The organism is Microcoleus sp. D2_18a_D3 (assembly GCF_036702455.1).
In the GTDB taxonomy this organism is placed as follows: domain Bacteria; phylum Cyanobacteriota; class Cyanobacteriia; order Cyanobacteriales; family Microcoleaceae; genus Microcoleus.
In genome coordinates this window covers 23249-43927 of sequence record NZ_JAUBTK010000008.1, presented here as the reverse complement: position 1 = coordinate 43927, position 20679 = coordinate 23249, and the positions used below count along the sequence as shown (strand labels likewise).

Annotated in this window: 22 protein-coding genes; 17 read left to right on the top strand and 5 right to left on the bottom strand. The window is 46.0% G+C overall.

The features are described 5' to 3' along the window. Window positions 1-84: 84 nt before the first annotated feature. Window positions 85-2154, bottom strand: coding sequence for an iron uptake porin (locus QUB06_RS06045; RefSeq protein WP_333434589.1), 2070 nt, complete (start codon window positions 2152-2154; stop codon window positions 85-87). Between the two features lie 300 nt (window positions 2155-2454). Between QUB06_RS06045 and QUB06_RS06040 the strand changes: the two genes are divergently transcribed. The 7 genes from QUB06_RS06040 to QUB06_RS06010 all read left to right on the top strand — a co-directional run bounded on the left by QUB06_RS06040 (window position 2455) and on the right by QUB06_RS06010 (window position 9234). Further along, the gene (locus tag QUB06_RS06040) at window positions 2455-3621 is read left to right on the top strand and encodes a glycosyltransferase (RefSeq protein WP_333434514.1); all 1167 of its coding nucleotides are present in this window, start codon (window positions 2455-2457) and stop codon (window positions 3619-3621) included. A 243-nt stretch (window positions 3622-3864) separates the two neighbouring features. Next, entirely contained in the window at window positions 3865-4596 is a 732-nt protein-coding gene (locus QUB06_RS06035) for a sugar transferase (protein ID WP_190663127.1), read from the top strand. Window positions 4597-5041: 445 nt separating this feature from the next. Beyond that, window positions 5042-6073 carry a GDP-mannose 4,6-dehydratase gene (gene gmd / locus QUB06_RS06030; RefSeq protein WP_333109604.1) on the top strand — a complete coding sequence of 344 codons (1032 nt, stop codon included), beginning with the start codon at window positions 5042-5044 and terminating at the stop codon, window positions 6071-6073. A 403-nt stretch (window positions 6074-6476) separates the two neighbouring features. Further along, window positions 6477-7421 (top strand): GDP-L-fucose synthase, encoded by a 945-nt coding sequence (locus QUB06_RS06025; protein ID WP_333434513.1) that lies wholly within the window; start codon window positions 6477-6479, stop codon window positions 7419-7421. A 53-nt stretch (window positions 7422-7474) separates the two neighbouring features. Continuing rightward, window positions 7475-7969 (top strand): DUF4365 domain-containing protein, encoded by a 495-nt coding sequence (locus QUB06_RS06020; RefSeq protein WP_333434512.1) that lies wholly within the window; start codon window positions 7475-7477, stop codon window positions 7967-7969. Next, complete coding sequence (locus tag QUB06_RS06015) at window positions 7966-8499, top strand: hypothetical protein (protein WP_333434511.1); 534 nt, start codon at window positions 7966-7968, stop codon at window positions 8497-8499. The genes QUB06_RS06020 and QUB06_RS06015 overlap by 4 nt, the downstream gene beginning before the upstream one ends. 123 nt (window positions 8500-8622) lie before the next feature. Then, a complete protein-coding gene (locus tag QUB06_RS06010) occupies window positions 8623-9234 on the top strand; it encodes a Uma2 family endonuclease (protein ID WP_333434510.1) in 612 nt (203 codons plus the stop codon). A gap of 53 nt (window positions 9235-9287) precedes the next feature. On the opposite strand, the gene QUB06_RS06005 is transcribed toward QUB06_RS06010, so the two are convergent. Next, window positions 9288-9605, bottom strand: coding sequence for a hypothetical protein (locus QUB06_RS06005; protein ID WP_333434509.1), 318 nt, complete (start codon window positions 9603-9605; stop codon window positions 9288-9290). Window positions 9606-9761: 156 nt separating this feature from the next. Then, window positions 9762-9890 (bottom strand): hypothetical protein, encoded by a 129-nt coding sequence (locus QUB06_RS06000; protein WP_333434508.1) that lies wholly within the window; start codon window positions 9888-9890, stop codon window positions 9762-9764. 226 nt (window positions 9891-10116) lie between these two features. On the opposite strand from QUB06_RS06000, the gene QUB06_RS05995 reads away from it, so the two are divergent. The 5 genes from QUB06_RS05995 to QUB06_RS05975 all read left to right on the top strand — a co-directional run bounded on the left by QUB06_RS05995 (window position 10117) and on the right by QUB06_RS05975 (window position 14082). Further along, the gene (locus QUB06_RS05995) at window positions 10117-11538 is read left to right on the top strand and encodes an NB-ARC domain-containing protein (protein WP_333434507.1); all 1422 of its coding nucleotides are present in this window, start codon (window positions 10117-10119) and stop codon (window positions 11536-11538) included. Between the two features lie 280 nt (window positions 11539-11818). Beyond that, window positions 11819-12400: a 5-formyltetrahydrofolate cyclo-ligase gene (locus QUB06_RS05990; protein ID WP_333434506.1), complete on the top strand. Its 582-nt coding sequence runs from the start codon at window positions 11819-11821 to the stop codon at window positions 12398-12400. Between the two features lie 95 nt (window positions 12401-12495). Further along, window positions 12496-13266 carry a fumarylacetoacetate hydrolase family protein gene (locus QUB06_RS05985; protein WP_333434505.1) on the top strand — a complete coding sequence of 257 codons (771 nt, stop codon included), beginning with the start codon at window positions 12496-12498 and terminating at the stop codon, window positions 13264-13266. A gap of 122 nt (window positions 13267-13388) precedes the next feature. Then, on the top strand, window positions 13389-13742 hold the full coding sequence (locus tag QUB06_RS05980) for a DUF433 domain-containing protein (RefSeq protein WP_333282991.1): 354 nt from the start codon (window positions 13389-13391) through the stop codon (window positions 13740-13742). Further along, window positions 13717-14082, top strand: coding sequence for a hypothetical protein (locus tag QUB06_RS05975; protein ID WP_333282988.1), 366 nt, complete (start codon window positions 13717-13719; stop codon window positions 14080-14082). The genes QUB06_RS05980 and QUB06_RS05975 overlap by 26 nt, the downstream gene beginning before the upstream one ends. Before the next feature lie 212 nt (window positions 14083-14294). Here QUB06_RS05975 and QUB06_RS05970 read toward each other — a convergent pair whose 3' ends face one another. Both QUB06_RS05970 and QUB06_RS05965 read right to left on the bottom strand, forming a co-directional pair. Continuing rightward, a complete protein-coding gene (locus QUB06_RS05970; RefSeq protein WP_333081032.1) occupies window positions 14295-14768 on the bottom strand; it encodes a Tic20 family protein in 474 nt (157 codons plus the stop codon). Between the two features lie 213 nt (window positions 14769-14981). Next, window positions 14982-15179: a hypothetical protein gene (locus tag QUB06_RS05965; RefSeq protein WP_006631916.1), complete on the bottom strand. Its 198-nt coding sequence runs from the start codon at window positions 15177-15179 to the stop codon at window positions 14982-14984. Window positions 15180-15347: 168 nt separating this feature from the next. On the opposite strand from QUB06_RS05965, the gene glyA reads away from it, so the two are divergent. The 5 genes from glyA to aroQ all read left to right on the top strand — a co-directional run bounded on the left by glyA (window position 15348) and on the right by aroQ (window position 20575). Then, entirely contained in the window at window positions 15348-16631 is a 1284-nt protein-coding gene (gene glyA / locus QUB06_RS05960) for a serine hydroxymethyltransferase (protein WP_333060851.1), read from the top strand. Window positions 16632-17085: 454 nt separating this feature from the next. Then, window positions 17086-18141 (top strand): MraY family glycosyltransferase, encoded by a 1056-nt coding sequence (locus QUB06_RS05955; protein ID WP_333143791.1) that lies wholly within the window; start codon window positions 17086-17088, stop codon window positions 18139-18141. A 187-nt stretch (window positions 18142-18328) separates the two neighbouring features. Further along, the gene (locus QUB06_RS05950) at window positions 18329-19585 is read left to right on the top strand and encodes a competence/damage-inducible protein A (protein WP_333282979.1); all 1257 of its coding nucleotides are present in this window, start codon (window positions 18329-18331) and stop codon (window positions 19583-19585) included. A 299-nt stretch (window positions 19586-19884) separates the two neighbouring features. Next, window positions 19885-20022 (top strand): hypothetical protein, encoded by a 138-nt coding sequence (locus QUB06_RS05945; protein WP_006631912.1) that lies wholly within the window; start codon window positions 19885-19887, stop codon window positions 20020-20022. A 112-nt stretch (window positions 20023-20134) separates the two neighbouring features. After that, on the top strand, window positions 20135-20575 hold the full coding sequence (gene aroQ, locus QUB06_RS05940) for a type II 3-dehydroquinate dehydratase (RefSeq protein WP_333208377.1): 441 nt from the start codon (window positions 20135-20137) through the stop codon (window positions 20573-20575). The last annotated feature ends 104 nt before the right edge of the window (window positions 20576-20679 follow it).

The following is a 20679-nucleotide window of genomic DNA, read 5'->3' as shown; positions in this document are numbered from 1 at the left end:
CAAGCTCGGACAAATTTAGATTAGCGATTTTAGATTTTAGATTAAAACCGCCAATCTAAAATCTAAAATCCCAAAAGCCTGATCCTAGAAAGTAAACGTCGTTCTGACAACCCCAATCACCAAATCAGAATTATTCTTATTGTGGTCAGGAGCAGTCAGCCAAATCAGACCAGGAGTGACAGAAATATTGTCGCTCAACTTAAACTGATAGAAACCTTCAAGGTGCAGCGAAGTATCCTTATCTTCCGGCAAAGTCCGATTAGTAGAACTCGTCACCCGCGGCTCCATACCTACCACAATCCCCGCCACATTTCCTTCTTTCAACAAATCGGGAAAAGCCAAAGTAACTGCCCAGTTCCAGACTTTTTGATCCCCCCGCTGCACAGAACCCGTAGGAGTAGTCAAGTTGGATAAAATGCGCTGGTTGGTGTAACCCGCCCAACCGCCAATTGCAAATCTCCGGTTCAACTGCCACGAAGCTTGCGCGCCGTAGGAATTACTAGAAACTGGCAGATTGCTATCGCTGTCGAGCCCGAAGGAAGCCAGACGCACCGGGAAATTAGAAGCATTGCTGCCGGTACCGGTAACGACGTTGTAGGAATTAACGTAAGTTAAACCTAAAGCAATGCTGTCGCTCGGTTTGAAAGTCAACTGAGCCAAACCGCCGTAAGCACCGTTGAACAAACCGTTACCCCGCGTCGGGTCCGCAGCATTGCCGGTCATATATCCCAAACTCAGTTCGAGTTTTTCCCCAAACTGATGCCGCATAGCGATGCCAGAACCCCCAATCAAATAGTAAATTGGGTTGCGAGTACCGAAGTTAGAAAGAGCGCCGTAGCTGCCGTCTCCGTCAAAGTAAGGGTTGACAGTGTTAACAAAATCATCAGCAGCGCCGGCATTAGCTTCGAGAATTACAGTAGTGCTTTTGCCGATAGGGAATTGGTAAAGCAGCGCATCTAAACCTACTGTATTGCTAGCCTCGCCAAAAGGCCCGGCATTAAACCGCAATTCCCCTTCAGCGGTTTTCGTATTATTAGTAGAAAATGAGCCCAAATTTAAAACTTGCAGTCGAGTTCTCAGCAAATCTTCTCCAGAGAAACTCGTGTCAAAATTGAGACGAACCCTGCTGCCAAAAGCCGTGGTTTTATCAGCGTCGCGGCCCTCGGCATCCTCTCCCCTGGCGATACCCGCCAAACCAAATATCACTTCGCCGTTGAGTTTAGTCGTAGTCGAAAACTGATTTGCTTCTAATTCAGAGGTACGCGCTTCCAAAGCATCGACGCGGCCGCGCAAAGTTGCCAATTCCGTCGCAAATTCTTCTTGCAACCTTTGCACAGAAGCCAAATCTTCTCGCGTCGCCAGATTTCTGGAACCGCCTTGAATTAGCTCGCTAACTTTATCCAAACACGCATTTAAACCCGCTGCAAACTCGTAGCGAGTCATCGCCCGGTTGCCGCGAAAAGTGCCGTCAGGATAGCCAGCTATGCACCCGTAGCGCTCTACTAGAGACTGCAAAGCTTGGAACGCCCAATCGGTTGGTCGAACGTCGGAAAGTTGCGACACAGATGTTACTTGGCCGGCTGCATTTTCGCTGCTACTTCCTTCTGTGCTGTATTCGTTGATTTGTTCTAAAACATTAGACTGTGGTTGAGGTTGGGTACTTGGATTTGGCGATTGGGAAATCTGCTCTTGGGCGCTTAAATTAGCCAGTGGTGCGGCGGGTTGCGTTTCGGTTAAGTTTGCGGGCGCTACTGCGGGGATTTGCTCGGCGACTGGTTGTTCGGGACTTAAATTTGCGGGCGCTACTGCGGGTTTGGTTTCGCCTAAATCTGCTGCAACTTCCGGTATTTTTGCTTGTTCGGCAACTGGGGCGCTCAAATCGTTAGTGAAGCCCTCGTAGAGGTTCGCACTTTCTTTCTCAATAGTATCAACAGTCAAGTTGCTAGCTAGTGAGGCTGGTTCGGCTGTCTCAGGCTTTGCCGTCTCAGACTTGGCTGCCTCGGTTGCAGCACCTGCTAATTGCAATTTATCAGCTTGAGCTGCCGTGGCAATTTCTAAAGGTTGCTCTGCTGCTAGCGTCGTGGAAGATACGACTAAACTTGCTGCTAATACAGCGGGACTAACTAAAAGTCCCTTCCACAAAAATTTGGACATTTTTTCCTCACACCACATTGAGCCGATCGCCGGTTCCGAAGATTTAGGCGTTCGCAAATCACCCTCAATATTCCGCCTAATAGTATTTCTTGTCAACAATCGGGGAAATCACTGCTGGAGAGTGCAGTTTTGCTGTGGTTGATTTGACAAAAACTCCGTTTATTCCCAAAATCCTTGGTTTGACCTAGATACCTAGATAGAAATCTGGTTGATGGCTGGATATTGCGTAAGTTATCCCTCAGTAAGATTAATATTGACAGAACTGGCGCTAACACATCGTTTGATCGGCTACAAATACAAGTGAAAAAACTCAAATACGCCCTAGTTCACGAATGGTTGACGCCCTTAGCTACTGGCGGTTCAGAACTCGTAGTACAGGAAATTCTCAAACACGTAGACGAGGCAGATGTCTATGCCCTCATCGACTTTGAATCGGCCAATCCCGAAAGCTATCTTTTCGGGCGACAGATTGGCACAACATTTTTGCAGCACTTTCCCGCAGCCCGCAGTGGCGTCCAAAAATATTTGCCATTTCTGCCGATCGCGATCGAACAACTAGATCTGCGAGAATACGACATCATCCTCTCATCATCCCATGCCGTCGCCAAAGGCATCCTCAGCAGTCCCCAGCAAATGCACGTCTGCTACTGCCACACGCCCATGCGCTACGCTTGGGACTTAACTTTTGACTATTTGCGTAGCAGCAAAGCGGGACGGGGCATCCAGGGTTTGCTGACGCGATATTTGTTGCATCGACTGCGGCAGTGGGACGTAATTTCCGCCAATCGCGTTGATTATTTCATCGCTAACTCTCAACACACTGCGCGCCGAATTTGGCGATGCTATCGGCGGCGGGCCGAGGTGATTTATCCGCCGGTAAATATCGAGCGATTTTCCTTGATGCGGCAAAAACAAGACTTTTACGTCACCGTTTGTCGGTTGGTAAGTTACAAAAACGTAAGTGCGATCGTCCAAGCATTCAATCAACTCGGGCATACTCTAATTGTCATCGGTACCGGGCCAGAATTAGAAATGATTCGGCAAATCGCCAAACCCAACGTGCAAGTGCTCGGCTGGCAGCCCGCCTCGATAGTGGAAAAGTACATGGCCGAGGCGAAAGCCTTTGTATATGCAGCTTGCGAAGATTTTGGCATAGCTTTGGTAGAGGCTCAAGCTTGCGGAACACCGGTAATTTCCTATGCAGCAGGGGGCGCTTTGGAGACAGTGCTCGACATTCGCCAACACCCAGAGACAGGGACTGGTTTATTTTTTTCCTCCCAAACCGCAGCAGCATTAGTCGAAGCTGTCGAGGAATTTGAGCAGTTGCAAGGCAAATTTGAGCCAGAAATCAGCAGGTTGCGCGCTGAACAGTTTGCCCCCGATGTCTTTGGGCAGCGCTATCTAGCTTTTGTGGAACGCTGCTATCAGGAATTTCAATCCCGTGATTTTACTCAGTCTGGGGCTTGAGAGTGCCAGAACCCGATAGCGGGACAATCTTCCTTCTGCCTTTGTATAAGTGCCTTCAGAAGACCTCTGCATAAGTGCCTTGTGCCTTCTTCCTTCTGCCGCCAGAAGCCCTCTTCCTTCTTCTTTCTGCCTTTTGAAGCCTTCAGAAGGCAGAAAATTGAGTATTGGAAACATAATTGAGAGAACAAAGTGTCTTGAGGCTTTATGATCAGGACTGTGTGTGGTGTGAAGTGAAGGAGTAAGATGACTGCCGACAGCCAACTAATCTCCGGCAAGGTAATTCGAGCGATCGCAAGACGCGGTTTTGGGTCTGTCCTGCAAGGAGATAGACGCATAAGTCGTTCTTTACAGAGCCTCGACGGAGAACTTTTCAAGCGGTTATTTGATATCCTGTTTTCCTTATCGGTTCTGATCCTGTTTGCTCCGGTTTACCTGCTTTTGGCTTTCTTAATCGCCTTAAGCTCGCCCGGTCCTATTTTTTACGTACAGGAACGAGTAGGCAAAAACCGTAAAAGGTTTTATTGCCTTAAATTCAGAACGATGGTGGAAAATGCGGACGATATATTGCTGGAAATCATGGAAAATTCTCCGCATTTGCGTCAAGAGTTTGAGGACAATTTCAAGCTAAAACAAGATCCTCGAATTACCTGGATTGGAAGATTTTTACGAATGACCAGTTTAGACGAGTTTCCCCAGTTTTGGAATGTTTTAAAAGGAGATATGAGCGTCGTCGGCCCCAGACCTTTAGTTGAAGAAGAACTGCCGAGATACGGCCGTCACATCAACAAAATTCTTACCATAAGACCTGGAATTACAGGCTTGTGGCAAGTGTCCGGTCGCAACGACATTCCCTATCCCCGCCGAGTCCAAATCGACCTCTATTACGCAAATGACAAAAACCTTTGGATGGATATGTGGATTGTTTTCAAAACAATTGGAGTTGTGATTTTTCCCAAAAATAACGGCGCATATTAATTTTTGTCCGCAGTCAGCAATCGGTAGTTAGTTTTATTTGTTACTGACCACTGATGCTGACTACTGACAGCAAGCGACAAACTCTTTGTCAAAACTTAACAGTTCCTGGATGCCGGTCGAATAATTGTGTGCTTAACTAAAGGGGCAAATAGTTAAATAAACCTACCTCTTCTTCATCTAGAAAGATCAGTTCTTCTAGATAGACTACTGTAGGTTTAGGTGTTAAGCTTAACTCTATAACCTTTGGCTTAAGGGGGATAGCCTACTTATCTTGGGATAGCCCACTACCCAACAGCGTAGGAAGTAAACTTCAACTGGCTTTAGGTAACTAAAGTTAAGTTTGAGTAAGTTTTATAAAGCAGTTTGAGAATACGGCCGGCAGGGATCAACAGCCTCTGCCAAAAAATTTATTGTGAATTAACACAGCCTGTCAAAGGAAAATCAGATGACCCAACGTAAGCGAGCGCTAATAACAGGTATTACAGGTCAAGACGGCTCGTACTTGAGCGAATTACTGTTAGAGAAAGGATATGAAGTTCACGGCATTATCCGGCGCAGTTCTAGTTTCAATACCGATCGAATTGACCACATCTATGTCGATCCTCACAGCGAGGGTGCGCGCCTGTTTCTACACTACGGCGACTTGACGGACGGCACCACTCTCCGCCGGATATTGGAAGAAGTTCAGCCGGTAGAAATTTATAACTTAGGCGCTCAATCTCACGTTCGAGTCAGTTTTGACTCGCCGGAATATACGGTTGACACAGTAGGAATGGGAGTATTGCGCCTGCTAGAAGCAATTCGGGACTATCAGCACCGCACCGGCATTGAAGTGCGGTTCTATCAAGCAGGTTCTTCGGAAATGTTTGGTTTGGTACAGGAAGTTCCGCAGAAGGAAACAACTCCTTTTTATCCCAGAAGTCCTTACGCCTGCGCCAAAGTTTACGGACACTGGCAAACAGTAAATTATCGCGAATCTTACGGACTTTTTGCCTGCAACGGCATCTTGTTCAATCACGAATCTCCCCGCCGTGGCGAAACTTTTGTAACTCGCAAAATTACTCGCGCCGTGGCCAGAATAGTCGCCGGCAAGCAGAAAAAGATTTACTTGGGCAATCTCGATTCCAAGCGGGACTGGGGCTATGCTAAAGACTACGTGCGGGCGATGTGGCTGATGCTGCAACAAGACAAGCCTGACGATTATGTCATTGCTACCAACGAGACCCATTCCATTAAGGAATTTCTCGATTTGGCTTTTACTTACGTCAATTTAGATTGGCAAAAATATGTGGAGTTTGACGAACGCTACTTGCGTCCTGCAGAAGTCGAACTGTTGATTGGCGATTCGACTAAGGCACGCCAGCAATTAAATTGGGAACCTTCTGTAACTTTTCAGGAGTTAGTACATTTAATGGTAGATGCTGACATGAAAGCTTTAGACGAGCAAGGACGGGGTTCGGGCAACGGATTTGATTAAGTCGCTAAATCAAGCCGTCAGTGCAAACAATTTGTAGGGGTAGGGCCCCGTGTCTACCCCTTTGGCGAAAGTCGCGCACCCGAGGATTGCCGCTGCACACACTTCACAACTGATCGGAGGATTGTTACAGCTATTAGCACGATCGGCATTCAAAGAAGCAGCTTAATTGCTCGCCAATTTTTCGGCTGTGCGGGCTAAAAAAAACATTAAAATGATAGTTGGGGAGTCGCGACCCTTATATCTAACTTTCGGGTGTGCACGGCGCAAATTGTGCCTATCTGCTGCAGCTAAAACAAATTTCTGGACAACCTCATCCTGTAGCTGAAAGCTTTTTTTGCTAAAGCAACAATTTTAGAATTGAAATTGTCGATCGACCCTTATTCAAAATCCCGAGGCTAAAATTATGACAAGCTTGGATTTAAGCAACAAACGCATTCTAGTCACGGGCGGCGCCGGTTTCTTGGGCCGTCAGGTAATCGACCAGCTAGTGAAAGCAGGGGCCGATGCTGATAAAATTTCGGTAACTCGATCGCGCGACTGCGACCTCCGCGTTATGGAAAACTGCAAGCGCGCCGCCGACCAACAAGATATCATCATTCACCTCGCCGCCCACGTCGGTGGCATCGGTTTAAACCTAGTCAAACCCGCTGAATTATTTTACGACAATTTGATGATGGGCGCGCAACTAATCCACGCAGCCTACGAAGCCGGAGTCGAAAAATTTGTCTGCGTCGGCACCATTTGCGCTTATCCCAATTTAACCCCAGTTCCTTTCAAAGAAGATGACCTGTGGAACGGCTATCCAGAGGTAACTAACGCACCTTACGGAGTAGCGAAAAAAGCCTTATTAGTGCAACTGCAATCCTACCGCCAGCAGTACGGATTCAACGGTATCTACTTGCTACCAGTAAATCTGTACGGCCCGGAAGATAACTTTGACCCGAAAAGTTCCCACGTCATCCCCGCATTAATTCGCAAAGTCCACGAAGCCCAAGAAAGCGGAGACAAAACACTGCCAGTTTGGGGCGACGGCAGCCCTAGCCGCGAGTTTTTGTATTCCACAGATGCCGCGCGGGGAATTGTGATGGCAACGCAAGATTACAGTGAATCTGATCCGGTAAATTTGGGAACGAATAGCGAAGTGAAAATTCGCGATTTAGTGGAAACGATTTGCGAATTGATGGGATTTGAGGGTGAAATTGTTTGGGAAACAGACAAACCGAACGGTCAGCCACGCCGCTGTTTGGATACGGCAAGGGCTAAGGAAAAGTTTGGTTTTGTTGCGGAGGTGCAGTTTAAGGATGGGTTGAAAAATACGATTGATTGGTATCGAAAACACGCAGCGTAAGTGTGAAAACCAGGTTTCTTGAAGAAACCTGGTTTTTTTTGAACAGGTGGTGCATGGAACTAAATCAACAGAAAGAACTTTTCAGTAAAGCTTATGTACGCGCTGTGGCGGCAGTTGCGGGTTTGTCTGTAAATCAGCTAGAAGTAGACGACGACAGCATCGATTTGCATATCGTGGCAAGAGGTGGTGGCGGAATCATCTTTTCCCCTGAGCTGAACTTGCAGTTAAAATGTACTTCAAAGGATATACTCGATCGGCAATTTATCCGATATCCGCTCAGGATCAAGAACTATAACGATTTGAGAATCAACTCGCAGGTGCCGCGCATCTTAGTTGTAGTTTTAGTGCCGGAAAATGTCGAAGACTGGTTGCAGCAGTCAGAAACAGAAATGTGTATTAAAAATTGTGCCTACTGGGTGTCGCTGCGGGGACAGCCAGAAAGACAAAATACAACTAATATCACTGTTGAGCTGCCCCGCTCTAATCAGTTCACAGTAGAAGCTCTTAAGTCTATCATGCAGCGTCTTAGCCAAGGAGGTTTACCATGAAAGTAACTGTACGAGACTACAAAATTCTTCAGACTATAGAGCCAAATGTGCTAGAAGAGCACTTGCAAACAACCGACTGGCAAAAAGTTGCTTTAGTTTATGAAAATACCTTGATTTGGCACAAAAAAGATGATAACGGTCAACTTTTTGAAATCAAGCAGCCTTTGAGACAAGAATTTGATGCCCCTCAGCTTATGGGTGAAGCTATAAAGACGCTAGAAATAGTAGAAAATCGCTCGCAACTAGAGATTCTCAGCGATTTAATCACTTCATTGCCTAATGTTGAAATCCAAGGATGGATTAATAAACTGCACGGGGAAGCATCGGGAACCTGCCAAGTGATAGTCATGGGATTTGTGGTGGGTAAATTGAGGAAAATTCATCTGGAATTGAGGGAATCAGATTATCAGTTGGCTCTAAAAGCTTATGAAGAGCGATCGCCCGTAACCTGTTTTGGCGATTTAATTAAAGAAAATGACTGTTTTGTGTTAAAAAATCCGCGCGATTTTGCTCTGCTGACTGAGGCATAATTAATCAAATAGTTGGGGAAATACTTGTTAGGTTCAAATTTGAACCAACAATAAATTTGCCGTTTTAGCAAGTCTAAATCGATCTCGACTGAAATCATATAAAACTTACATTTGGGAAAGCCAATGATGGCCGATCGCACCCACAATTATATCTCACCGGAAGAGTATCTGAAGTTAGAAGAACTCAGTCAGCTCAAACACGAGTATATTCAGGGCGAAACCTATGCAATGGCTGGTGCAAGTGATGCTCATGTGACAGTTGCCGGCAACTTATTTGCACTTTTGAGAAATCATGTTCGGGGTAGTGGCTGTCGTGTTTATATGTCTGACATGAAAGCCAGGATTGAAGCGAAGAATATTTACTACTATCCTGACGTGATGGTAACGTGGGACGAACGGGACAAGGCATTTCAATCTTTTAAAATATATCCTTGTTTAATTGTCGAGGTTTTGTCTAACGGTACGGAAGGATTCGATCGGGGCGATAAGTTTGCTGACTATCAAGAATTAGAAACGCTGCAAGAGTATGTGTTAATTAGCCAAAAACGGCAGAGGGTAGAGTGTTTCCGCCGTAATGCTGAAGGGTTGTGGGTTTTGTATTCCTATACTCAAGGAAGCGAAATTCACTTGGCTAGCGTAGATTTTCGCACAGGTATTGATGCTATTTATGAGGATGTAATTTTTACTAAGGAAGATTCAGAAGCAGAATTTGATGAACTGCGATCGAGGGGATAAATGGAAAGTGCGATCGCACATCGGTTCAGGAAGGGCGATCGCTTTTGATATATTTAAAATGCCAGCAAGAAAGCGCCGATCATTTGTAAGATATGGATGACAGACTCAATAGACACTCCCAGTGAAGTGGCCAACGACCAGATCGCTGTCGCTATTTCCGTAACACCGGCACCTGAACTGATTAAAGCTATCAACTGGCTAAGAAATTCAATAACAGCGGGTCCGTTAGCAATTAAGCCAAACAGAGCCGCAACAGAAACAGAGCCCACCTTGAGAGCTTCGAGTAGTCCCGTTAGCTGCGCGATCGCGTCTGGGCCTTGGGTGTGAATGTAATCTAAAATTTGTGTGATTGCTGCTACGAGTGCATCCATGCTTATTTCCTTTTAGGGTCAAATACCTACTACGATAAATCAATACTCTTAGTCAACTAGCTGAAAAAGCAGCTCAAAAAATAGTCTGATCATTTCAAACAAGCTCAAATCATTTCTCATATCGATCCGAGGCCAACAAACAACTATTTATTAGCTTTAACCCGTAATTTTTCTTACAATTCTTCTATGCTTATCAATGACATCAGCAACCTCTTTGACTGTCTCCTTTTGTTCTTGCGACAGCGGACATTTTAGCTTAGGTTCTCTTTTGGGTTGGTCAGCCATGAGCTTAAGCCTCCAATTTTTTGCTATAGTTTATTAGCGGATAATTATCGCTTATCTTTGGATAATATCATTATATTCACAGTGATGTCCAGTCATAAAACGTCAGAAAATGTAAGTTATTTTACCTGACGCTAACTCTCAAAAACAGTCAAATGTTGCCATCCATGTCATAAAATGTCATAAAATAGCAGGTATAATAGGCGAAACCCCTAAACTTAACTCACCGATGGACGTTAAAGAAGTCTTGAGATTTGCCGATGACCTGGTTTTCGCTAAGACGGGAGAACATTTGGAGGATCTGCAAGAAGCTATCCTGGGGGGTGTATGGGAAGGTCAAAAATACTCTCAAATCGCAGAAGTATCGCATTGTAGCGAAGGTCACGTCAGGAATGTAGCTTCAAAATTATGGAAGCGTTTATCAAATGTATTAGGTGAAGAAGTTACTCCATCGAATTTACGATCGGCACTTGAGAGGAGACAAGTATTCATCGTTTCACAAAATTTTGGTAATGATTTTGTATTTTGTAACGTTAATGTTAGTACAGATAGCCAATCTTCAGAAGTTCCAAAAACCCGATCGCCCTCAACCCCCACCTCAGACACCTCCCAACCCCAAACCAGACTAGACTTAGCAGACGCACCTCATATTTCATTATTGTGCGATTCGCCTGATGGCGATAGCTTCGCTTCACGCACATCCGAACTCGCCACCCTGGAAAAATGGATCGTCCAAGAAAAGTGCAACCTCGCAGCAATATCAGGACTCAGCGGCATCGGCAAAACCGCACTTTCGCTCCACCTCATCCAAAAAATTCAGCATAACTTTGAATACGTCATCTGGCGAAGTCTCCGCCACTCCCCACCGTTAGAAACTACCCTAAAAAATCTCCTAGAATTTCTCTTAAATAAACCCGAAATCGAACTCCCTACCAGCATCCCCGATCGACTTTCCCTATTAATGGAATTTCTGCGAAAAAACCGCTGTCTCATTATCCTCGATGACGTGCAAACCATTCTCTGCAGCGGACAACTAGCAGGAAATTACCGCCCCGAATGCGAAAATTACAGCATCCTCTTCAGACAAATCGGAGAAACAACCCACAACAGTTGTTTAATCCTCAATAGTTGGGAACCACCCAGAGAAATTACCGCATTAAAAGGTGAAAATTCACCAGTTCGCAGCTTACAACTCAAAGGCATAGGTACAGCAGCAGCCGAAATTTTCCGGCAAAAAAGTTTACTCAATCCCGAAACATGGGAAAACCTAATTAACACCTACCGAGGCAATCCATTGTGGTTAAAAATAGTCGCCACCACCATTCAAGAAATATTCCGAGGTAGGGTTGCAGAATTTTTAAAATATGATAGGCTATTCTTAGGGGAAGAATTGGCAGCAACATTGCACCCGCAGATAAATCGTTTGTCAGAATTAGAAAAAAACCTCATCTGCCGCCTCAGCCGCGAAGGAAATTCAGTTTCAATAGAGCAATTGCTACAAGATGCCGATTTATCGCCCTCCGAGTTATTCAATGGGCTGCAATCTTTGGGGAGGCGATCGTTCGTTGAAATAGAACAACAGGAGAATGAAACGCTATTCAGCGTTTGTCCTGTGGTGAGACAATATGTAATATCAAATCCAGTTGGTTGATACTTTCCGACAGTCCGACAGTCCGGCAGGGGTTTCAACCCCTGCCTCAAAGCTAAAGTCGGTTAAAACCGACTACAGAGTTTGATGAAAAATGCAATTAATTGTAGTCCTCTTTTAGAGGACTTTCGCTATGAGACAGGGGTTTTCAACCCCAGTCAAACTACAGAGTTTGATGAAAAATGCAATTAATTGTAGTCCTCTTTTAGAGGACTTTCGCTATGAGACAGGGGTTTTCAACCCCTGTCGGACTGAAACTAAAACGAGAGATTCGATATGAAATATGAACAGCATTGAACCTTCATTAACTAAAACAGAATTAAGAACATCGCTCCTCAACACCCGCAAATCCCTATCAGCACAAGAATGGAGACAAAAGAGCGCGAGCCTCTGCAATCACCTACAAAACTCGCCCCTATTCACCCAAGCAAATACAATCCTCGCCTACTTCAGTTGTCGTCAAGAACCAGATTTAAGTCCCCTCTTTGTAACTCCCCGCAAATGGGGATTTCCCCGCTGTGTCGGCAAAGAGCTATCCTGGCACATCTGGCAGCCTGGAGATGCTTTACATACTGGAGCTTATGGCATACTCGAACCCCTGCCGGATGCTCCTAAAATAGATTACTCAGAAGTAGATTTAATGCTCGTACCCGCAGTAGGCTGCGATGTTCGTGGCTATCGCTTGGGCTACGGTGGCGGCTATTACGACAGAATGCTCAGTTTAGCTGAGTGGGAATCAAAAGTTACGATCGGCATTATCTTTGAATTTGCCTTGCTCGCCCAGCTACCAGTTGACTCTTGGGACAAACCGCTGCACGGAATTTGCACGGAAAGCGGTTGCAAAATTGCACAGCGAAAATCTTAAACGGGCATAAACAAATTAATTTTCCGCAATTATGCCTATATCCTCTTAATCTAGAATCTAGAATCTAGAATCTAAAATCTAAAATCTAAAATACTATGGCCCAGCGCTACGTTCGAGTTAAAACAACACAAGGACACATCCATTACGGTTTACTGCAACTCAGCCACAGCGTTCAAGTATTTGATGCACCGCCCTGGTTAAAAGGACAACCAACCGATTTGGAACTTTCACCAGATACTTACCAAATTCTCGCCCCGTGCTCTCCCTCAAAAATTGTAGCCGTAGGCAAAAACTATGTCGATCACGCAGCCGAGATGGGAACTCCAGTACCGGAAGAACCCCTGCTGTTTTTCAAACCTCCGAGTGCTGTCATCCCCGCTGGTGCAGCGATTCGCTATCCACAGCAGTCGGAAAGGGTAGACTACGAGGGAGAATTGGCCCTGGTAATTGGCGAACATTGTACCAACTGCACTCCCGAACAAGCACACAGCAAAATTTGGGGCTATACGATCGCCAATGACGTAACAGCCAGAGATTTGCAAAAGCGGGACAACCAGTGGGCCAGGGCCAAAGGGTTCGATACTTTTTGTCCCTTGGGGCCTTGGATTGTCCGCGAACTGAGTCCGGCTGCACAGTTGCAGACTTTTGTCAATGAGAGCGAGCAACCGGTACAGTCATCCCAGATCGATCGCATGGTATTTTCCCCAGACTTTCTCGTCTGCTACATCAGTCAAATAATGACCCTCGTTCCCGGCGATGTGATACTGACTGGAACGCCGCAAGGAGTAGGGCCGCTACAAATAGGCGATCGAGTCCGCATCGAAATTGAAGGCATCGGCAGTCTTGAAAATACTGTCACTCATTAGTTATGGGTTATTTGTGAGGACACGGCGAAAGCCTTTGTCCCTACCGGGAAGGCTTGGAATCTGCTGTATAATATCAATTAGCCCGTCAATTTTCACCAACTTTGAAATAGGATCATTCGCCCATGCAACTCGAAGACTATTTTGACTTTCAGCGGCCAGATGATATTCGGGTCAAAGGGACGCGAATCGGCATTGAAACTGTTCTATATGATTTCATTCATCGCGCGCGCACTCCTGAACAAATTGCTCAAACTTATCCATCTCTTAACTTGGAACAAGTTTATGCTACTATCCTTTACTATCTGCACAATAAAGAAGCCGTTAGTAACTACATTGCTGATTGGTTGGAGTGGAGCCATCAGCAACTTAAAGCACAAGAACTTAACCCTCCACTTGGTATTGTTAGACTGCAAAAACTGAGCTCGGAAAAAAAATTCCAACAAATCATCAATGAGTCTCAATTATCTGTTGGATGAAAATGTAGATCCTACCTATAAAGCTGAAATCCTTACACGCAATCCAAATTTGATAATTTGGTGTGTAGGCGAACCCGAAGCTCCGAGTCTGGGAACTTTAGATCCAGAAATTATTAAATGGTGTGAGGAATATAACTTTATATTGGTGACGAATAATCGTAAATCCATGCCCGTGCATTTGACTGACCATTTGGCTGAAGGTCATCATATTCCGGGCATTTTTATCCTCAATTCCAAGTTGAGTATTGGACAAAATATTCGGCAATTAATTTTTATTGCTGAGGCATCTTTTAATGATGAATATCAAGATCAAATAGTTCATCTGCGAGAGATTGTTTGAATAATTTGGTCTCATTGATAAGTAGAAGGAAGAATGTGGAAGAGAAATAAATTGGATATGCAAGCAGGATTTGGTATAAACCCTATGATTTTCCCGATCGGAAAAATGAACGATTTTGCGAGGATACAGTTAACGCAATATCGAGATTTCACCTCATTTTGACAATCATAGGGATAACAACTAACAACAGTCAACTGCAAACTGCCAACTGACTAACGAACCTGCATATAAACAGCATCCGACAGCGGAGGAATCTCTGCATAGCGTCCCAAAAGTGACTGCACGACGGCATAGACAAATGCAGCAAAAGCGCCCAAAAACACCATGTTATACAGAGTTTCCGCAATAAAGGCGACTTGGAGGCCGTTAGAAAAAATCGGCAAAACCAGACCGCACAGCATCAAAACAATGTCTAAAAGAATCGCCTGCATCGCATTAAAACGAATGAAGTGACTGATGTTTTCGTTTCTAACTACTCCTAAATACAGAGCAAAGAAGATAATCAAGCTAGCAAAGGGCAAACTATAAATTTGCATCAAAGGAGCTAGCGGTATCAACAACAGTTGCAGGACAGGAAACTGTGTAAACAGAAACCTGCCAAAGGCAAGCCCGTCAACCAACGGGAGCAAATAAGGCAAAGAAGCAAAAATCCGGTCTGGAACAGTTGTAGACCCGCGCCAAGTCATAATGAACTCTCCTGAGTCGATCGGTGAACTATTAATTCCTATTAAAATCAGCATAACGCAGCAGGCTCAGTTCCGACCCGCCCGGAATTTGCTCATTGGTGGGCGGATAGCAGCCTCAAGTACCAGATGCAGGGCAACTTAGATCGAGTCGCGTTAATAGTCACCATGCCCCATGCCCCATGCCCCATGCCCCATGCCCTATTTGGCCGATGATTATTTAATATTGGCAATGACGAAGCCCATTTGACACTCGTACCGATCGGGCAAATTTTCCGTAGGTTTAGCAACTGGATGCCCGCAGCGAAGCTCTCCACCGCTCCAGCGCGGTTGGCCAGTGCGATCGGCCAGCAAACAACTTTGGCAAACACACTGAGGGGCAAGCATCTGATTTTCCATTAAAATGACTAACATTTGATACCTCCGGCAGGTTTCACACCAGTAATTTCATTGTATGTCAGGAGTTGGGGACAAACGGCTTAACCTGAACACAACGTAATATTTATATCAATGGGGCGAAATCCGTAGTACGGTATAAGATCCCCAATTCCCAATCCCAAAATTGTCAAGAGGTTGATTATTGTGACGGACACTAACTTAGAATTCCTTTCCAAAACCGATCCGCTGATTGCCGATTTAATCGGGCAAGAGCTCCAGCGGCAGCGAGACCACCTAGAACTCATCGCCAGCGAAAACTTTACCTCCGCAGCCGTAATGGCAGCTCAAGGCTCAGTGCTGACCAATAAATACGCCGAAGGACTGCCAGCGAAACGCTACTACGGGGGCTGCGAATTTATTGACGGCATCGAGCAAATTGCGATCGATCGCGCCAAACAGCTATTTGGAGCCGCTCACGCCAACGTCCAGCCCCACTCCGGCGCTCAAGCCAACTTTGCAGTATTTCTGAGCTTGCTGGAACCCGGAGACGGAATAATGGGCATGGATTTGTCCCACGGCGGACACTTGACCCACGGTTCGCCGGTCAACGTATCCGGCAAATGGTTCAAAGCTTTTCACTACGGCGTCAGCCAAGAAACAGAACAGCTTGACTATGACGAAATTTTGGCACTGGCCAAAGAAAACCGACCGAAATTGCTAATTTGTGGCTATTCCGCATATTCGCGAATTATCGACTTTGAGAAGTTTAGAGCGATCGCCGACGAAATCGGAGCCTACCTGCTCGCCGACATCGCCCACATCGCCGGGTTAGTCGCCACAGGGCACCACCCCAACCCCCTCCCCCACTGTCACGCAGTCACCACCACCACTCACAAAACCCTGCGCGGCCCCCGTGGTGGCTTGATTATGACCAATGACCCGGAATTAGGTAAAAAGTTTGACAAAGCAGTTTTCCCCGGCACTCAAGGTGGGCCCTTAGAACACGTCATTGCGGGCAAAGCAGTAGCTTTCGGCGAAGCATTAAAGCCTGAATTTAAAACTTATTCCGGTCAAGTAATTGAAAATGCGCGCGCTTTAGCGGCACAGTTGCAGCAGCGGGGTTTAAAACTCGTTTCCGGCGGCACGGACAATCACTTAATGCTAGTTGATTTGCGATCGGTAAACATGACAGGGAAGCAAGCGGACCAATTAGTCAGCGGTGTGAATATTACTGCTAATAAAAATACCGTGCCTTTCGATCCGGCATCTCCCTTTGTCACCAGCGGTTTGAGACTCGGTTCGCCGGCGATGACCACCAGGGGAATGGGAACAGCAGAATTTACCGAGATTGGCAATATTATTGCCGATCGCCTGCTAAATCCAGATGATGAAAGCGTCGCAGCAGACTGCCTGCGTCGAGTAGCAGCACTGTGCGATCGCTTCCCGTTATATCCCCACTTGTACTTGAAAGTGCCGGCATTAGCTTAATTTTCCTGATCGGCAATGGGAAATTGGTAGTTGGAAGTGTACGGGTAAAAGGGTAAAAGAGCAGGAAAAGATTGAGAGTTGCCGGTAGCGATATTGACAAGCGGTTTTCACCAAAAATATCGATCGCCAATACGGTTTTTAGTAAAGATATTTGTCCGGCGGGGCTGGTTTGACTAACGGTATTTGTCGGTTGCGAAAGATACCGATCAACTGGGCCCGCTCGCCAAATATCGACTTTTTTGCTCGCGAAAAAGTCGATATTTCAAATCGTTAATTCGAGAGTTATGAATGAACAACCTGACAATTCGCCCCAGGGCAACTGCCATTGCGGCAAATCTCCGACTCCCAAACCCCCAGTCGCTCTTCAAGATGTTTCCTTGTTATAAGCCATCTGAAATGTAGTAGACTCTGCCTGACAGCCTAATTGCCCCGCACTATTTAAAATTAATTTCAGATGCCGTACCAGTATCTGTACCACATACTCGCTTTCCTGGTTTCTGCGATCGTCGTCCTCTGGAGTACGCCAATAGTCAAAAAAATTGGTCTCAAAAGCGGGCGAGTCGATCGGCCAGGCGAGCGAAAAGTCCACAAGCGCCCTATGGTGCGCTTGGGAGGAGTTTCCATCTTTCTCGGCACTATCACTGCCCTCTTATTTGTCTGGCTCTCAGGAGGCTTCATCGATGCTAACGGACAAGTTCTCAATCCCAAAGACGAATACGAAATTTGGGGAGTCACCCTCGGCGGCATCGGATTCTTCCTCATCGGTTTAGCAGACGACTTATTTTCGCTCTCGGCCTTAAAACGCTTGCTCATGCAAATTGGCGTATCCAGCATCGTTTGGTACGCGGGCGTACAAATTGAGTTTCTGACAGTTCCCTCCTTGGGACTTACTAATATTGGCTGGCTGAGCTTGCCAATTACCGTGATTTGGCTCGTCGGCATGGCCAACGCCATCAACTGGATTGATGGTTTAGACGGTTTAGCTGCCGGAGTTTCAGGGATTGCAGCAGTTGTGATGCTGATTGTCAGTCTGGCGATGCACCAACCGGCGGCGGCCCTGATTGCAGCGGCTTTAGCTGGCGGGGCCTTGGGATTTCTGCGCTACAACTTCAATCCGGCTCAAATCTTTATGGGAGATGGCGGGGCTTATTTTATCGGGTTTACTCTCGCTGGAGTGGGAGTAATTGGGTTAGTTAAAACTACGGCTGTTACTTCTGTGTTGCTGCCATATTTAATTTTAGCTGTACCGATTTTAGATATGTCGGCGGTGATTCTCGATCGACTTCGCAACGGCAAGTCACCGTTTATTGCTGACAAGCGCCATCTCCACCACCGACTTCTAGAAGCCGGACTATCCCATCGATTTGCGGTTTTATTTATTTACTCACTGACACTGTGGGTGGGAAGTTTAGCCCTAGCTTTTTCGCTTCCGAGCGGCGTAATTTACGCTATGGGTGCAACAAGTTTGCTGGGATATGCTAGCTGGAAAGTTTGGAGACACGCTCGATAGTCATTAGTCATTAGTCATTAGTCATTAGTCATTAGTCAATGGTTAGTTGTTTGTTGTTTGTTCTAATAACTAATGCCCAATGCCCAATGCCCTGTTTGGCCAATGCCCTGTTTGGCCAATGCCCAATGCCCAAGGCCCAATGCCCAATTCCCCAATCTAAAATCCAAAATCTAAAATCTAAAATTGAATGGTTGCTGAAATTATTTGTGTGGGCACTGAATTGTTGTTAGGCGATATTCTTAATAGCAATGCCCAGTTTTTAGCCCAAGAATTAGCGAGTCTGGGAATCCCTCACTACTATCAAACAGTGGTGGGGGATAATCCAGAACGTATCAAACAAGTGTTAGAAATCGCCGTCAGTCGATCGCAGCTTTTGCTTTTCACCGGAGGCCTGGGCCCCACACCAGACGACCTCACAGTCGAAACGATCGCCGATTTTTTTGGGGTTCCCCTCATCGAAAAGCCGGAAATTATTGCAGATATCGAATACAAATATGCCCAGCGGGGACGCACCATGAGTCCCAGCAATCGCAAACAAGCTTTAATTCCAGAAACTGCGGACATTCTGCCGAACCGCAGCGGTTCTGCACCGGGCATTATTTGGCAGCCGGTTTCTGACGTGACAGTAATGACATTTCCCGGCGTACCGGCGGAAATGCACTTGATGTGGCAAGAAACTGCCGTTCCTTACCTGCAAAATAACGGCTGGTGCAGCGCCACTATTTACAGCCGCACATTAAAATTTTGGGGGATTGCTGAGTCGGCATTGGCCGAAAAAGTAGATAGTTTTCTGAATTTAACTAATCCTACTGTGGCTCCCTACGCCAATCACGGCGAAGTCAAACTGCGGATTTCGGCCCGCGCGGAGTCCTCCGGGGCTGCGAAAAACTTGATTGAGCCGATCGAACAACAATTGCGGCAAATTGCCGACTTAGACTGTTACGGTGCTGATAGCGATACCCTCGCTTCCACTGTCGGCCAATTGTTGCTGGATGCGGGGCAAACTCTTAGCGTGGCTGAATCCTGCACGGGAGGTGGATTGGGGGCGATGCTGACGGGTGTTCCCGGCAGTTCGAGCTACTTTTTAGGCGGGATTATTTCTTACGACAATCGGGTTAAGGAAGGATTATTAGGTGTTAATCCGCAAGATTTAGCCGAATTTGGCGCAGTCAGCCACCAAGTAGCAAAACAAATGGCTGCGGGAGTTCGCGCCAGCCTCAATACAAATTGGGGATTGAGCATTACAGGCGTCGCCGGGCCCGGAGGCGGCACAGATGCTAAACCTGTCGGACTGGTTTATGTCGGTTTAGCGGGCCCCGACGGCGACGCAGAAAGTTTTGAATACCGTTTTGGCGATGCCAGAGGCCGCGATTGGATTCGGAATCTGAGTAGCTGTACGGCGCTCGATCGACTCCGGCGTAAATTATTGTTGGCAAAAGCGTAGAAAAAATCCTACGATTGGTCAATTGTCAACAGTTAACCGTAAGCTTAATCTTTATTTAACACTCTATACTCCGATATAATTCGGTAATTTTCCTTTTGCCTCTTGATTATCTGTAAAGATTCGTTATGATAATAAGATAGGACTGATTGGCCAAGATACTGACTCTCTCCATTGCTCAAAATATCCAGCAAGCGAGAAAGCAAGTTTGACCTTTGGTTTCCAAGTCGTGCTTGCTTATTTTCAGATATTTAGCCGTCGGTTTAGCAATCTAGACTATAAAAAAAGGAGCTATCCGTTCAATGGAAGACATTGAAAAGGTGCTGGAACAAATTAAAGAATGGGTTCGCAAGCTGATAGAAGGACTGCTGAGTCCCGAACCTGAACCGGAACTCGAACCGATTCGTATTCCTGTCAACCAACCGAGGAATCGCAGGTAGTCGGGACTGAATTAGAAGTTTGAGGTTTAAGGTTTGAGGTTTGAGGTGGCAGACTGGTTCTAAATCCCATGTCAAAACTCTCATATTTTTTGTTGCGCTGGAAATTTTAAAATTGTTAAATATCCTGGTACTTCACGGCCCTAATCTGAATCTATTGGGTCAGCGAGAACCTGGAGTTTATGGTTCTGCGACTTTAAATGATATCAACAAGTTGCTAGAACGAGAAGCGCAAGCCCTCCAGGTGCAAGTCTCAATTCAGCAGTCGAATCATGAAGGGGTGTTGGTGGATGCAATTCACTCGATGTTAGGGCAGCACCAAGGCTTATTGATTAATGCTGGAGCTTATACTCATACGAGTGTGGCAATTAGAGACGCGATCGCCGCGGTGAATATCCCTGCGGTAGAAGTTCATCTGAGCAATATTTACCGGCGGGAAGCTTTTCGGCATCACTCGTTTATCGCCGCGGTGGCGATCGGACAAATCAGCGGTTTTGGCCCAGAAAGTTATCGGCTGGGGCTGCAAGCTCTAGTTAGTTACCTGATTAAAAATTAAAAATTTACCGATTGTAGCGATCGGATGAGGGCAGGTTTTAGATGGAAAACCAGCCCTTATATGTTTGGGTTGAATTCCAATTAATCACAAGACTTTCGCAAAAA

Excerpts from the sequence above, each read along its gene's own strand:
- QUB06_RS06045 (WP_333434589.1), bottom strand. The coding sequence starts at position 2,154 with ATGTCCAAATTTTTGTGGAAGGGACTTTTAGTTAGTCCCGCTGTATTA.
- QUB06_RS06035 (WP_190663127.1), top strand. The coding sequence starts at position 3,865 with ATGACTGCCGACAGCCAACTAATCTCCGGCAAGGTAATTCGAGCGATC.
- gmd (WP_333109604.1), top strand. The coding sequence starts at position 5,042 with ATGACCCAACGTAAGCGAGCGCTAATAACAGGTATTACAGGTCAAGAC.
- QUB06_RS06025 (WP_333434513.1), top strand. The coding sequence starts at position 6,477 with ATGACAAGCTTGGATTTAAGCAACAAACGCATTCTAGTCACGGGCGGC.
- QUB06_RS06020 (WP_333434512.1), top strand. The coding sequence starts at position 7,475 with ATGGAACTAAATCAACAGAAAGAACTTTTCAGTAAAGCTTATGTACGC.
- QUB06_RS06015 (WP_333434511.1), top strand. The coding sequence starts at position 7,966 with ATGAAAGTAACTGTACGAGACTACAAAATTCTTCAGACTATAGAGCCA.
- QUB06_RS06010 (WP_333434510.1), top strand. The coding sequence starts at position 8,623 with ATGATGGCCGATCGCACCCACAATTATATCTCACCGGAAGAGTATCTG.
- QUB06_RS06005 (WP_333434509.1), bottom strand. The coding sequence starts at position 9,605 with ATGGATGCACTCGTAGCAGCAATCACACAAATTTTAGATTACATTCAC.
- QUB06_RS06000 (WP_333434508.1), bottom strand. The coding sequence starts at position 9,890 with ATGGCTGACCAACCCAAAAGAGAACCTAAGCTAAAATGTCCGCTGTCG.
- QUB06_RS05995 (WP_333434507.1), top strand. The coding sequence starts at position 10,117 with ATGGACGTTAAAGAAGTCTTGAGATTTGCCGATGACCTGGTTTTCGCT.
- QUB06_RS05990 (WP_333434506.1), top strand. The coding sequence starts at position 11,819 with ATGAACAGCATTGAACCTTCATTAACTAAAACAGAATTAAGAACATCG.
- QUB06_RS05985 (WP_333434505.1), top strand. The coding sequence starts at position 12,496 with ATGGCCCAGCGCTACGTTCGAGTTAAAACAACACAAGGACACATCCAT.
- QUB06_RS05980 (WP_333282991.1), top strand. The coding sequence starts at position 13,389 with ATGCAACTCGAAGACTATTTTGACTTTCAGCGGCCAGATGATATTCGG.
- QUB06_RS05975 (WP_333282988.1), top strand. The coding sequence starts at position 13,717 with ATGAGTCTCAATTATCTGTTGGATGAAAATGTAGATCCTACCTATAAA.
- QUB06_RS05970 (WP_333081032.1), bottom strand. The coding sequence starts at position 14,768 with ATGACTTGGCGCGGGTCTACAACTGTTCCAGACCGGATTTTTGCTTCT.
- QUB06_RS05965 (WP_006631916.1), bottom strand. The coding sequence starts at position 15,179 with ATGTTAGTCATTTTAATGGAAAATCAGATGCTTGCCCCTCAGTGTGTT.
- QUB06_RS05955 (WP_333143791.1), top strand. The coding sequence starts at position 17,086 with ATGCCGTACCAGTATCTGTACCACATACTCGCTTTCCTGGTTTCTGCG.
- QUB06_RS05950 (WP_333282979.1), top strand. The coding sequence starts at position 18,329 with ATGGTTGCTGAAATTATTTGTGTGGGCACTGAATTGTTGTTAGGCGAT.
- QUB06_RS05945 (WP_006631912.1), top strand. The coding sequence starts at position 19,885 with ATGGAAGACATTGAAAAGGTGCTGGAACAAATTAAAGAATGGGTTCGC.